The following is a 12,451-nucleotide window of genomic DNA, read 5'->3' as shown; positions in this document are numbered from 1 at the left end:
GCGCGGCCGGCTATCCCAGCGCGCTCAGTCCGGGGACGAACGCCACCAGCAGCGGCACCGCCGGTACCAGCGCCGCGGCCGCCGTCAGGCGCAGCCGCCGGCCGGCCGTGAGCCGGGGCGCGGCTGTCAGCAGACGGTTGACCCGGTGCGGCAGCTGGGCGTCCGGGGTGGGGCACGGGCCGAACACCCCGCGGTGCTCGTTCAGTTCCACCAGGGCGAGCGCGATCGTCAGCCGGCCGAACCGCCGCGACGCCACATCGTCCGCGGCCAGCTCCACCAGCCGGTGCATCTCGTCGCGGAACGCCGCGAAGACCGGGATCTGGGGGAACCCGGTCGCCAGCGCCGCCGAGCAGTGCAGCAGCCAGTCGTGCCGCGCCCGTGCGTGCCCCTGCTCATGGGCGAGCACCGCGTCCAGCTGGTGCCCCTTCAGGCGGTGCAACGCGGCCGTGGTGATGACCAGTCGGGGCGCCGGTCCCGGCAGCCACCAGGCATCCGGCCGCTCACCCTCCAGCAGCACCAGCGGGTCCGCACCCGGCCGCTCTCCCGGCAACAGCGGTGCCCGTACGAGGAGTTCGGCCCGCCGCCGGCGGTGCCGCGCGCGGGCCCTGCGCACCTCGCGAGTGAGCATCGCCCCGGTCCACAGGCCGCCGCAGGCCAGCAGCACCGCGAGCACCGCCGACCACGGGCCGAGCGCGCCCAGGGCGTACGCCTCGACCACCGCGCGCGGCGCGGGCGCGAAGACATGCCCCCGTACCGCCTGCCAGGCGGCGGCCGCGCTGAACGTCATGGACAGCCCGAAGCTCAGCAGTACGGCCGCGACGACGCACTGCCACACCCACAGCGCCACCACCGGCTCGCGCTCCGGCCAGTCGGCCCGCGCCAGCAGACGCGGAGCCGCCACGGCGGCCAGGAGGCCGAGCGCGAGCAGCGCGAGGGAGACCAACATGGCATCACCTTATGAGCGGTGCGGTACTCATCGGTATGGCCTCACGCGTCAAGTGACGCACGCCACGGATTCCGCAGCACGGGCGCCGCGCAATCCGTGGCGGTCACACGGCCGGCAGCATCGCCAGCATGGCCAGGCCCATCGACACCCGGCAGGCGAGCGCCAGCTCCGGCCCCGCCGACCAGCCGCCGCCCGCGGGCGCCGCCACGGGCACCAGCCGCACCCCCGCCCGTATGACGTACACCGCGTAGTACGCGATCAGCGCCCCCGTCACCAGCGGCACCCCGCTGTGCGTCCCATGGCCGCCCGCGCCCGCGCCCCCGGCCCCCGACATCGCCACCGCCATGTAGACCATGGCCAGTGACCCGACCAAATGGTGCGGATGGTGACCGCCCCGCCGCGCGCACCACAGGGCGCGCAGCGACGCGACGCCGAACACCACGGCGTACACCGTCCAGCCCCATGACGGCGGCGTGACCACCGCCGCGGGCACCGCCATCGCGGCCATGCCGAAACCCATCACGGCCTCGTCGGCCGCGGCCCCGCGCCCGTCGCCCGCACAGCTCCCCCTCCGCACCAGGCAGGAGGCGCCCGCCATCACGCACAGCGCCACCAGCAGCCAGCCGTTCACCGCGGATCCGTGCACGTCGTACCTCCCCGTTCGACGAGACGGCTCCTGGGACGATGCCCGGACCGGTGGGGGTGCACGCGAGCGCAGGGGCGTACAGGGGAGCGCGAACAGGGCGCGTTACGCTCGGTCGCCGGGAACCAGTACCGAGGGGGAACCATGGACACGGCCGAGCTGACCTACCGCGACGCCACCGAGGCCGACATACCCGCGCTGGTCGCACTGATCGAGTCGGCGTACCGGGGCGAGTCCAGCCGGGCCGGCTGGACCACCGAGGCGGACATCCTCCAGGGGCAGCGCACGGACCCCGATGGCGTCCGCGAGGTCATCGCCTCGTCCGGCTCCCGGCTCCTCGTGGTCGAGCGCGGCGGTGAGGCGGGCGGCGGTGAGCCGATCGCCTGCTGCCAGCTCGAACACCGGGGGGACGCCGCGTACTTCGGCATGTTCGCCGTCCGTCCCGGCCTCCAGGGCGGTGGCGTCGGCCGGCGCGTCCTGGCGGAGGCGGAGCGGTACGTCACCGCCGAGTGGGGCGTGCGCGAGATGCACATGACGGTGATCTCGGTCCGGGACGACCTCATCGCCTGGTACGAGCGGCGCGGCTACCGCCGTACGGGAGTGATGACCCCCTTCCCGTACGGCGACGAGCGCTTCGGCCTGCCCCAGCGCGACGACCTGCGGTTCGAGCTCCTGGTCAAGGAGCTGACCAGGGACTCCTAGGTCGCCGGCTCCTCCGTGTGGAACGCCAGCTCACCGTCCCCCACGCTCACCCGCACCAGCGAGCCCGCCCGCAGACGCCCGTCCAGCAGCAGCATGGACAGCCGGTTGTCCACCTCGCGCTGGATCGTGCGCCGCAGCGGGCGCGCCCCGTACTCGGGCTTGTGCCCGCGCTTCGCGATCCAGTCGACCGCGTCCTCGCCGAACTCGACCGTGATGTCCTGGGCGCGCATCCGGCGCCGGGTCTCCTCCAGCAGCAGGTCGGTGATCCGCCGCAGCTGCTCCTCGTCGAGGCGCCGGAAGAGGACGATCTCGTCGATACGGTTGAGGAACTCGGGGCGGAAGTGCTCACGCAGCGGCCGCAGCGCCCGTTCCCGCGCCGCCTCGTCCGCCGAGCCGGTGTCCGTGGCGCCGAAGCCGACCACGCCGCGGCCGGTGCCGATCGCCTCGGAGCCGAGGTTGCTGGTCATCACGATGACGGTGTTCTTGAAGTCGACCGTGCGGCCCTGCGAGTCGGTGAGCCGGCCGTCGTCCAGCACCTGGAGCAGGATGTTGAAGACGTCCGGGTGGGCCTTCTCCACCTCGTCCAGCAGGAGCAGCGAGTACGGGTGGCGGCGCACCGCCTCCGTGAGCTGCCCGGCCTCCTCGTGGCCCACGTACCCGGGCGGGGCGCCGACCAGCCGGCTGACGGTGTGACGCTCCTGGAACTCGCTCATGTCCAGGCGCACCATCCGCTCCTCGCTGCCGAACAGCGCGTCCGCGAGCGCGCGGGCCAGCTCGGTCTTGCCCACGCCGGTCGGCCCCAGGAACAGGAAGCTGCCGATGGGGCGCCCGGGGTCGGCGAGGCCCGCCCGGGAGCGCAGCACCGCCTGGGAGACGGCCGTGACGGCCTCGTCCTGGCCGATGACGCGCTTGCGCAGGTGATCCTCCAGGCCGAGCAGCCGCTCCTTCTCCTCCTGCGTGAGGCTGCTGACGGGGATACCGGTCTGGCGGCTGACCACCTCCGCGATGTCCTCGGCGGTGACCTCCAGAACCCGGCCGTCCCCGGCCGGCTCCTGGCCGCGCCCCGCCTTGATCCGCTCGGTGATCTCCTGGATGCGGTCGCGCAGTTCGGTCGCCCGCTCGTACTGCTCGGCGGCCACCGCCTGGTCCTTGTCGCGGGCCAGCTGGTCGGCCTGCCGCTCCAGCGCGCGTACGTCGGTGTCGGTGTGCGCGCGCAGCCGCACCCGGGCGCCCGCCTGGTCGATCAGGTCGATGGCCTTGTCGGGCAGGAACCGCTCGGTGAGGTAGCGGTCGGACATCTCGACGGCGGCGAGCAGCGCCTCGTCGGTGTAGCGGACCTGGTGGTGGGCCTCGTAGCGGTCGCGCAGCCCGCGCAGGATCTCCAGCGCGTCCTCCGGGCTGGGCTCGGGCACCAGGATCGGCTGGAAGCGGCGGGCGAGGGCCGCGTCCTTCTCGATGTGGCGCCGGTACTCCTCGACCGTCGTGGCACCGATGACGTGCAGCTCGCCCCGGGCCAGCGCGGGCTTGAGCATGTTGCCCGCGTCCATCGAGCCGCCCTCGGAGCCACCACTGCCCGCGCCGGCGCCGACGACCGTGTGCATCTCGTCGATGAAGACGATCAGCTCGTCGGAGTGGGAGCGGATCTCCTCGATGATGTTGTTGAGCCGCTCCTCGAAGTCGCCCCGGTAGCGGGTGCCGGCGACGACACCCGACAGGTCCAGCGCGACGACCCGGCGGTCGCGCAGCGTGTCCGGTACGTCGTGCTCGGCGATCCGCTGGGCGAGGCCCTCCACGATGGCCGTCTTGCCGACGCCCGCGTCACCGATCAGTACGGGGTTGTTCTTGCCGCGCCGGGACAGCACCTCCACGGTCTGCTCGATCTCGTTCTCGCGGCCGATCACCGGGTCGATACGGCCGGCCTTCGCCATGTCGGTCAGGTCGCGGCCGTACTTGTCGAGGGTCGGCGTGCCGCGCTGCGGCGCCGGCCGCTGATCGGCGTCGCCGACCCAGGGGCCCGGCCCGCTGCGTCCGGCGCCCCCGGAAACGGCGCCGGGGTCGAACTTGGCCGCGTTGAGGATGCGCCCGGCCGCGGAGTCAGGGTTGGCGGCGAGCGCCGCGAGCACATGCTCGGGGCCGATGTAGGAGGCGCCGGTGTGGCGCGCCAGGTCGTGGGCGTCGAGCAGGGCGCGCTTGACCGCGGGCGTGACGGCGATCCGGGACTGCGGCGGGCCCTCGCCGGCCGTCCGGTCGATCTCCTCGGCGAGCGCGTCGGGGTCGGCGCCCGCGCGGGCGATCAGCTCCCGGGTGGGCTCGGTGGCGAGGGCGGCCCGCAGCAGGTGTTCGGTCTCCAGGTCGGTGCTGCCGTGTTCGGCCGCGTACGAGGCCGCGTCGCCGACCATCCGCCGGGCCGGCTCGCTCATCAGCCGCCCTATGTCGATGTACCGGGGGACGGGCCGGCCGCCGGGCGCCCCGGCCCCGCCGCCGGGCGATCCCGCCCCGCTGCCGAAGAAGCGGGACAGAAACTCGCTGAACGGGTCGGAGCCGTAACCCTCCGGACCCATGAAACCGCTGCTCATATGCGTCCGTTCCGGTGTCCGGGAATGGCCGGGACACGCTGTACGAGAGACCTGCTGGATCCAGGTCGCGGGTTCCCGAGCGCATTGCGGTTACACCTGTGACGGATGGTGTGACGGACGGAACGGGCCCTGAGCGCGACCGGACCGCCGGAACGGATCGGATCACCGCGGGGTGCTGGCTCGGGGGCCTCAGGCCGTGAAGCGGCCCGTGCGGCGGATCTCCGGGTAGTCGGTGGTCGCGCCGTCCAGTTGCAGGGCGCGCACCAGCCTGAGGTGGTCCGGTGTGTTGACCACCCAGCCGATGATCCGCAGGCCCGCCGCGCGGGCCCGCTCCGTGGTCTCCAGGGTCAGCCGGCGGATGTTCAGCGCCAGCGTGGCGGCGCCCACGGCCGTCGCGCGGGCCACGATGTCGTCGCCCCAGTGGCTGGCGATGAGCACCGTCCGTACGCCGGGCACCAGCCGGGCGATCTCGGCGACCGCCTCGTCGTGGAAGGACGACACCTCCACCCGCCCGGCCAGGTCGCGCCGGAGCATCACCTCGGCCAGGGCGCGGGCGGCCGCCACGTCCTTGATCTCGGCCTGGAGCGGGGAGCGCACGGCGTCCAGGACCTCCTCGAACACCGGGACGCGCTCGCCCAGCCCGGCGTCCAGTTCGCGCAGCTCGGCCAGGGTGTGGTCGGCGATGGCGCCCGTGCCGTCGGTCGTGCGGTCCACCTCGGCGTCGTGCATGACGACGAGGGCGCCGTCCTTGCTCAGGTGCAGGTCCAGTTCGATGGCGTCCATGCCCGCCCGTTCCGCGCGGACGAAGGAGCGCAGGGTGTTCTCCGGTTCCACACCCATGACTCCGCGATGACCGATGGTGAGGAAACTCAAGATCTTCTCGCTTCCGTCGACGGCGGCTCCCGCGCGGCGCCGTGCCCACGCGGCACCGTCGCAGCCTAACGATCCGGGCCGGGTACGGAACCCCCGCCGCGCGCGTGACGCGAGGACAGCAGTGGATGCCGCTGCATCACCCATACCAGACAGGAAAAACAGCGGCGATCACGAGGGTGGGCAGGATAATTTCTTCCGGGCCCACTTGTGGCGGAGATCCGTACATGGATACGGTGCCTTAACGCGAGGTTCTCCCGTGGAGGAAGTGTGATGACGGAAATTCTTGTGCAGGACGTGACCGGCGGAGACGTGTCCGCCGACGCCAGGGTGATCGAGCATCCGGCGTGGCCCGAGCTCAAGAATGCCGTGGAAGAGATCCGCACCTGGCAGTCGGCGGACGGCTCCATCGACTTCGACGCCGAGGGCGCGCCCTCCCGCGGAAACGTCGAGACCACCCTCGACCGGATCGTCGCCGCCGTCGAGCAGCTCTCCCCGCTGCTGCCGCACGACACCGCGTACCACCGCGCCCTCGTCGGTGACCTGCGCAAGTGGGCCGACAGCGCGTTCGCCGTGCCGGACTTCCTCGACTCGCTGCTGGCCTTCCAGCCCGCCGCCAACCGCGTCGACGGCCTCCAGCACCTGGTGCTGTTCCCGATGTACACGCAGAACGGCAACCCGGACCGGAACCTGGAAGCCGTCGTCCTGCGCATGGTGTGGCCGGACTGGCTCGCCGAGCTGGAGGCCACCCGCTACGACAACCCGCTCTTCTGCGGCATCACCTTCGAGGACTTCACCTCCGGCTACGACACCAACTCGGCCGTGCTCTTCCCGGAGACCATCGCCGTGCGCGAGGCCCCGGAGCGCTTCAGCTGGGGCGGGATCTTCTGCGACCGCGAGGCCGCCCGCTTCCGCCGCGTCACCGCGGCCGCCGTGGACGTCCTCGGCCTGGAACTGCCCGACGACATCCGCGAGATGATCGGCGACCAGGAGCGCTGCGAGAAGGCGTTCGTGCTCTGGGACATGGTCCACGACCGCACCCACAGCCACGGCGACCTGCCGTTCGACCCCTTCATGATCAAGCAGCGCCAGCCGTTCTGGATGTACGGCCTGGAGGAGCTGCGCTGCGACCTCACCGCCTTCAAGGAGGCCGTGAAGCTGGAGGCCGAGGGCAACGCGCACGGCCGTGACGTGCAGTACGCGGTGCTGTTCGACCGGATGTTCCGCTTCCCGGTCACCGGCGACCGCAACCGCAACTACGACGGGCTCGGCGGCCAGCTGCTCTTCGCGTACCTCCACAAGCACGACGTGGTGCGCTGGACCGACAACACCCTGAAGATCGACTGGGAGCGGGCCCCGCAGGTCACCAACCAGCTCTGTGCCGAGATCGAGAAGCTGTACCGCGAAGGCATCGACCGCCCCAAGCTGGTCCACTGGTTCGCCGCGTACGACCTGGTCTCCACCTACCTCGCCCCGCACCCGGGTTCCCGCTGGGCCAAGGGCCCCGACGCCCTCGACCTGACGCAACCGCCGCGCAAACTGGTCGACGACGTGCTTCCGGACGAGTTTCCGCTGAGCATGTTCTATGAGGCTCTCTCCAAGAAGCTGAAGAACGTGATCGCCTCGACCAAGGGCATCACCGCACAGGCCGACGAGCTGGCGTCCGCGTGAGCTCTCGTACGGAGGAGACGACGACCATGAACGGCACGGGCAACGGAAACGGCGCTCTCGAAGGCGCTGTCATCGCCGTGGCCGGAGCGGCGGGCCCGGCCGGCCGCTCCGCCCTGCTGCGGCTCGCGGAGGCCGGCGCGACCGTCGTCGCCTCGGACGCGGACCCGGAGCGGCTCGCCGAGGCGGTGGACGCCGCCCGGTACGCGCACGGCGGGGCGACCGTCATCGGCGACACCGTCGACCTGCTCGATCTGGGCGCGGCCCGCGAGTGGGCCGACAAGACCGAGAAGGAGTTCGGCCGGATCGACGGCCTGGTCCACCTCGTCGGCGGCTGGCGCGGCGGCGCCACCTTCCCCGAGACCGACCTGGCCGACTGGACCCTGCTGGAGAAGCTCCTGATCCGCACGGTCCAGCACACCTCGCTGGCCTTCCACGACGGGCTGCTGCGCAGCGACCGCGGCCGCTATGTGCTGATCAGCGCCGCCGGAGCCACCAAGCCGACCGCCGGGAACGCCGCGTACGCCGCCGCGAAGGCGGCCGCCGAGGCGTGGACGCTCGCACTCGCCGACTCCTTCCGCAAGGCCGGGGGCGAGGAGGGGCCCAAGGCCGCGGCCACTATCCTGGTCATCAAGGCCCTGGTGCACGACGCCATGCGCGCCGAGCGGCCGAACGCCAAGTTCGCGGGCTTCACGGACGTCAAGGACCTGGCCGACGCCATCGCCGGCGTCTGGGACAAGCCCGCCCGGGAAGTGAATGGACAGCGCCTGTGGCTGACGCCCAAGCCGTGACCCCCGCCCGTACCGACGCCCGTCGTCACCACGACCCGTCGGTACGCGGTTTCGCCAGCGACAATTACGCCGGTGTGCATCCGGAGGTCCTCGCGGCGATCGCCCTCGCCAACGGCGGCCATCAGGTCTCCTACGGCGAGGACGCGTACACCGAGCACCTCCAGCGGGTCATGCACGGCCACTTCGGGCCCACCGCCGAGACCTTCCCGGTCTTCAACGGCACCGGCGCCAACGTCACCGCGCTCCAGGCGCTCACCGACCGCTGGGGCGCGGTCATCTGCGCCGAGTCCGCGCACATCAACGTGGACGAGGGCGGCGCGCCCGAGCGCATGGCGGGACTGAAGCTGCTGACGGTGCCGACGCCCGACGGCAAGCTCACCCCTGAGCTGATAGACCGTCAGGCGTTCGGCTGGGACGACGAGCACCGGGCCATGCCGCAGGCCGTCTCGATCGCGCAGAACACCGAACTGGGCACCGTCTACACGGTGGACGAGATCCGCGCGATCGTCGACCACGCGCACGGCCTGGGCATGAAGGTCCACCTCGACGGCGCCCGGATAGCCAACGCGGCCGCCTCACTGGACGTACCGATGCGGGCGTTCACCAACGCGGTGGGCGTGGACGTCCTGACGGTCGGCGGAACCAAGAACGGCATGCTGCTCGGGGAGGCCGTGGTCGTCCTCAACCCGGACGCGGCCGGCCACATGAAGCACCTGCGCAAGATGTCGATGCAGCTCGCCTCCAAGATGCGCTTCCTGTCCGTGCAGTTCGAGGCCCTGCTCGCCAAGGACCTGTGGCTGCGCAACGCCCGGCACGCCAACGCGATGGCCCAGCGCCTCGCGGAGGGCGTGCGCGGCGTCGGCGGTGTGGAGATCCTCTACCCGGTCCAGGCCAACGCCGTCTTCGCGCGGCTGCCGCACGAGGTGACCCGGCGGCTCCAGGAGCGTTTCCGCTTCTACTTCTGGAACGAGGCGGCCGGCGATGTGCGGTGGATGTGCTCCTTCGACACCACCGAGGACGACGTCGACAGCTTCGTACAGGCGCTGAAGGAAGAGATGGCCCGCTAGCGCGCCACTGAATCAGATGCGGCCGGCCGGAAGTCCAGGGACTTCCGGCCGGCCGCTGATGTCTCTGTCCTGGCTTGTTCAGCCCGCCTCGCGTACCTGGGCCGCGGTGGGCGCCGTGCCGCCCAGGTGCGCGGGCACCCACCAGGTGTCGGCCATGTCCCTCGGGCGCACGGGATAAGCGCGCTGCGCCGCTTCCAGCAGCTCCTGCACCCGCCCGCGCAGGCGGCGCGTGATCGCGCCCGCGTACTGGTCGGTGGGCGCCTCGACCGGCTGGCCCACCCGGATCGTCACCGGGATGTGGCTGCGCTTGAAGTTGCGCGGGCGCCCCTTGGTCCACAGCCGCTGGGTGCCCCACAGGGCCATCGGGACCAGCGGTACGCCGGCCTCCTGGGCGAGGCGGGCCGCACCCGACTTGAAGCTCTTCAGCGTGAACGACTGGGAGATGGTCGCCTCGGGGAAGACCCCGATGATCTCGCCGGCGCGCAGTGACTCCAGGGCATGGGTGTACGCCGCCTCACCCTGCTCGCGGTCGACCGGGATGTGCTTCATCCCGCGCATCAGCGGACCGGAGACCTTGTGCCGGAACACCGAGTCCTTGGCCATGAAACGCACCAGGCGCTTCTGCGGCAGCGCCGCCAGGCCCGAGAAGATGAAGTCCAGATAACTGATGTGGTTACTGACCAGCACAGCCCCGCCGCTGCGCGGGATGTTCTCCGAACCCTGAGTGTCGATCTTCAGGTCGAGCGCCTTGAACAGCGTGAGAGCGGCGCCGATGACCGGCCGATAGACGAGTTCTGCCATCTGGAGATGACCCTTCTTGTGAGCCTGGGGGACGGTTCTCCCGGCGGAAGTTACGCAGCCGTAGGTATCCGGCATTGGGCCGATCGTGCACCATGTGCGCCGTACAGGCCAGTCCTGACAGCGTCGTACGGCGAGATTCTCGTCACGTCATGGCCGGTCAGCGGCCGTTCATGCGCCCGTTCGGTGGGCTTTTCGCCGGGCGTTCGGCGGGTCGCGCGGGGCGGTCGGCGGGCGGCCGGGAATCGGGCGGGTCCCCCCGGCGCTGTACGGGCTGCCGGGCTGTACGAAGATGACGAAGACAGGAGGCCGAGGTGCGCGGGAGAGTGCTCGGGCGGGCCGAGCTGGGTACGGAGCTGGGGCGGCGGGCGACGCTCGTGCAGTTCTCCAGCGCCTTCTGCCAGCCGTGCCGCGCGACCCGGCGGACCCTGGCCGAGGTGGCGGGGATGGTCGACGGAGTCACCCATGTCGAGATCGACGCCGAGCGGCATCTCGGCCTCGTACGCGAGCTGGACATCGTCAAGACGCCCACCGTGCTGGTACTCGACAGCGAGGGCCGCATCGTCCGCAAGGCGGCGGGGCAGCCCCGCAAGGCCGACGTCATCGTCGCCCTCGGACACGCCATGTGACGTGCCGTGACGCATCTCGCACATCCCGGTACGCGCTTGACTGCGCCCGCCACCGATCGTCAGGCTGACGGCGTGCCTCATCAGGAACTCCTTCTCCATGGGCGGGCCCCTCTCGACCCGGCCCGCGACGCGAGCGCGCGCTGTCCGGGTGTCTGAGCAGCCAAGGACCCCCGCCCCGCGTCCCCCGCAGAAGGACCCTTCCATGACGGTCTCGCCCGACCTCGGTACGTCCGGCCCCGGTACGTCCGGCGTCAGTACGTCCGGCGTCAGTACGTCCGGCCCCGGTACGTCCGGCCCCGGTACCTCCCGCCTCGCCCCGCCCGACCTGTTCCGCTCCGTCTTCCGGCGCCACGCGGCGGGCGTCGCGGTCATCACGGCGCGGGGGGAGCTTCCCGTCGGCTTCACCGCCACCTCGCTGACCTCGGTCGCCGCCGAGCCGCCGCTGATCTCGTTCGGCGTGGGCACCTCCTCCTCGAGCTGGCCGGTCGTCGCGGAGGCCGGGCACGTCGGCGTCCACATCCTCGGTGAGCACCAGCGGGAGCTGGCCGCCACCTTCGCGCGCAGCGGCGCCGACCGCTTCGCGCCCCCGACACGCTGGTACACGGGCCCCGAAGGCGTGCCCGTCCTCGACGGCGTACTGGCCTGGCTGGTGTGCCGGGTCGTCGCCCGCGTCCCGGCCGGTGACCACCGCGTCGTACTGGCGGAGGTCGTCGCCGGGGACCCGGACGGCACGGGCCGCCCGCTGCTGTACCACCAAGGGCGCTTCAACGCTCTGCGCGACTGAGAGATCCCGGTTACTGAGCGTTGCCCAGGTCACAGTTCAAAGCGCTTGCTCAGCGGGAAAGCAATAGGTGTACTGACGAGTAATATTTCGGCAGGGGCGTCCGGCGCCCCGAGCGGAAACCGCCCCATCAGGCGCCTATGCTGCGTGCAACAAGGCAGCCCAGTTATGACGATGCAGTAGGAGAGCCGGCGTGAGCTTGAGGATCGTTGTCTGTGTGAAGTACGTGCCCGACGCCACCGGCGACCGGCACTTCGCCGATGACCTGACCGTCGACCGCGACGACGTCGACGGCCTGCTGTCGGAACTGGACGAGTACGCGGTGGAGCAGGCGCTCCAGATCGCCGAGGAAGCGGACGACGCGGAGATCACCGTGCTCACCGTGGGCCCCGAGGACGCCAAGGACGCGCTGCGCAAGGCGCTGTCCATGGGTGCCGACAAGGCCGTCCACGTCGAGGACGACGACATCCACGGCTCCGACGTCATGGCCACCTCGCTGGTGCTCGCCAAGGCGATCGAGAAGACCGGTTACGACCTGGTCATCTGCGGCATGGCGTCCACCGACGGCACCATGGGCGTGCTCCCGGCGATCCTCGCCGAGCGCCTGGGCGTCCCGCAGGTCACGCTGCTGTCGGAGGTCTCGGTCGAGGACGGCACCGTCAAGGGCCGCCGCGACGGCGACACCGCGTCCGAGCGGCTGGAGGCGTCCCTGCCGGCCGTCGTGTCCGTGACGGACCAGTCGGGCGAGGCCCGCTACCCGTCCTTCAAGGGCATCATGGCCGCCAAGAAGAAGCCGGTGGAGTCCCTGGACCTGGAGGACCTGGAGATCGAGGCCGACGAGGTCGGTCTCGAGGGCTCCTGGACCAGGGTCGACTCGGCGGCGGAGCGCCCGGCCCGCACGGCCGGCACCATCGTCAAGGACGAGGGCGAGGGCGGCAAGCAGCTGGCCGAGTTCCTCGCGAGCCAGAAGTTCATCTGAG

At 71.5% G+C, this 12,451-nt stretch carries 12 protein-coding genes; 7 read left to right on the top strand and 5 right to left on the bottom strand.

Translation table 11 applies throughout. The annotated features are described in order from the left end of the window. Positions 1 to 10: 10 nt before the first annotated feature. Positions 11 to 946 (bottom strand): M56 family metallopeptidase, encoded by a 936-nt coding sequence (locus tag QWM81_RS02235; RefSeq protein ID WP_290109683.1) that lies wholly within the window; start codon positions 944 to 946, stop codon positions 11 to 13. Positions 947 to 1,049: 103 nt separating this feature from the next. Then, positions 1,050 to 1,592: a DUF5134 domain-containing protein gene (locus QWM81_RS02230; protein ID WP_290109682.1), complete on the bottom strand. Its 543-nt coding sequence runs from the start codon at positions 1,590 to 1,592 to the stop codon at positions 1,050 to 1,052. A 141-nt stretch (positions 1,593 to 1,733) separates the two neighbouring features. Between QWM81_RS02230 and QWM81_RS02225 the strand changes: the two genes are divergently transcribed. After that, positions 1,734 to 2,291: a GNAT family N-acetyltransferase gene (locus tag QWM81_RS02225; protein WP_290109681.1), complete on the top strand. Its 558-nt coding sequence runs from the start codon at positions 1,734 to 1,736 to the stop codon at positions 2,289 to 2,291. On the opposite strand, the gene QWM81_RS02220 is transcribed toward QWM81_RS02225, so the two are convergent. Continuing rightward, positions 2,288 to 4,867: an ATP-dependent Clp protease ATP-binding subunit gene (locus tag QWM81_RS02220; protein ID WP_290109680.1), complete on the bottom strand. Its 2,580-nt coding sequence runs from the start codon at positions 4,865 to 4,867 to the stop codon at positions 2,288 to 2,290. The two genes, QWM81_RS02225 and QWM81_RS02220, sit on opposite strands and share 4 nt — an antisense overlap. A 189-nt stretch (positions 4,868 to 5,056) precedes the next feature. After that, entirely contained in the window at positions 5,057 to 5,740 is a 684-nt protein-coding gene (locus tag QWM81_RS02215) for a glycerophosphodiester phosphodiesterase (RefSeq protein ID WP_290109679.1), read from the bottom strand. A 270-nt stretch (positions 5,741 to 6,010) separates the two neighbouring features. Between QWM81_RS02215 and QWM81_RS02210 the strand changes: the two genes are divergently transcribed. From QWM81_RS02210 to QWM81_RS02200, 3 genes are read left to right on the top strand one after another with little or no spacing between them, the layout of a single operon-like run. Continuing rightward, entirely contained in the window at positions 6,011 to 7,408 is a 1,398-nt protein-coding gene (locus QWM81_RS02210) for a DUF6421 family protein (protein WP_290109678.1), read from the top strand. A gap of 26 nt (positions 7,409 to 7,434) precedes the next feature. Further along, positions 7,435 to 8,196 carry an SDR family NAD(P)-dependent oxidoreductase gene (locus QWM81_RS02205; RefSeq protein ID WP_290109806.1) on the top strand — a complete coding sequence of 254 codons (762 nt, stop codon included), beginning with the start codon at positions 7,435 to 7,437 and terminating at the stop codon, positions 8,194 to 8,196. After that, positions 8,193 to 9,263 carry a threonine aldolase family protein gene (locus QWM81_RS02200; RefSeq protein WP_290109804.1) on the top strand — a complete coding sequence of 357 codons (1,071 nt, stop codon included), beginning with the start codon at positions 8,193 to 8,195 and terminating at the stop codon, positions 9,261 to 9,263. The genes QWM81_RS02205 and QWM81_RS02200 overlap by 4 nt, the downstream gene beginning before the upstream one ends. Before the next feature lie 78 nt (positions 9,264 to 9,341). Here QWM81_RS02200 and QWM81_RS02195 read toward each other — a convergent pair whose 3' ends face one another. Continuing rightward, positions 9,342 to 10,064 (bottom strand): lysophospholipid acyltransferase family protein, encoded by a 723-nt coding sequence (locus QWM81_RS02195; RefSeq protein WP_290109677.1) that lies wholly within the window; start codon positions 10,062 to 10,064, stop codon positions 9,342 to 9,344. 311 nt (positions 10,065 to 10,375) lie between these two features. Between QWM81_RS02195 and QWM81_RS02190 the strand changes: the two genes are divergently transcribed. The 3 genes from QWM81_RS02190 to QWM81_RS02180 all read left to right on the top strand — a co-directional run bounded on the left by QWM81_RS02190 (position 10,376) and on the right by QWM81_RS02180 (position 12,450). Next, positions 10,376 to 10,690 carry a TlpA family protein disulfide reductase gene (locus QWM81_RS02190; RefSeq protein WP_290109676.1) on the top strand — a complete coding sequence of 105 codons (315 nt, stop codon included), beginning with the start codon at positions 10,376 to 10,378 and terminating at the stop codon, positions 10,688 to 10,690. Between the two features lie 202 nt (positions 10,691 to 10,892). Beyond that, positions 10,893 to 11,474, top strand: a complete 582-nt coding sequence (locus QWM81_RS02185) for a flavin reductase family protein (protein ID WP_290109674.1) — start codon at positions 10,893 to 10,895, stop codon at positions 11,472 to 11,474. A 190-nt stretch (positions 11,475 to 11,664) separates the two neighbouring features. Next, positions 11,665 to 12,450, top strand: coding sequence for an electron transfer flavoprotein subunit beta/FixA family protein (locus QWM81_RS02180; protein WP_290109673.1), 786 nt, complete (start codon positions 11,665 to 11,667; stop codon positions 12,448 to 12,450). Position 12,451 lies beyond the last annotated feature (1 nt).

The organism is Streptomyces ficellus, from assembly GCF_030406405.1.
Classification (GTDB): Bacteria; Actinomycetota; Actinomycetes; order Streptomycetales; family Streptomycetaceae; genus Streptomyces; species Streptomyces ficellus_B.
Note: the sequence above shows the minus strand (reverse complement) of the source record. Positions and strands in the feature narration are given on the sequence as shown.

Bases quoted from the DNA above. Each gene is read 5' to 3' on its own strand.
- QWM81_RS02210 (WP_290109678.1), top strand. From the start codon at position 6,011: ATGACGGAAATTCTTGTGCAGGACGTGACCGGCGGAGACGTGTCCGCC.
- QWM81_RS02225 (WP_290109681.1), top strand. From the start codon at position 1,734: ATGGACACGGCCGAGCTGACCTACCGCGACGCCACCGAGGCCGACATA.
- QWM81_RS02235 (WP_290109683.1), bottom strand. From the start codon at position 946: ATGTTGGTCTCCCTCGCGCTGCTCGCGCTCGGCCTCCTGGCCGCCGTG.
- QWM81_RS02220 (WP_290109680.1), bottom strand. From the start codon at position 4,867: ATGAGCAGCGGTTTCATGGGTCCGGAGGGTTACGGCTCCGACCCGTTC.
- QWM81_RS02195 (WP_290109677.1), bottom strand. From the start codon at position 10,064: ATGGCAGAACTCGTCTATCGGCCGGTCATCGGCGCCGCTCTCACGCTG.
- QWM81_RS02185 (WP_290109674.1), top strand. From the start codon at position 10,893: ATGACGGTCTCGCCCGACCTCGGTACGTCCGGCCCCGGTACGTCCGGC.
- QWM81_RS02205 (WP_290109806.1), top strand. From the start codon at position 7,435: ATGAACGGCACGGGCAACGGAAACGGCGCTCTCGAAGGCGCTGTCATC.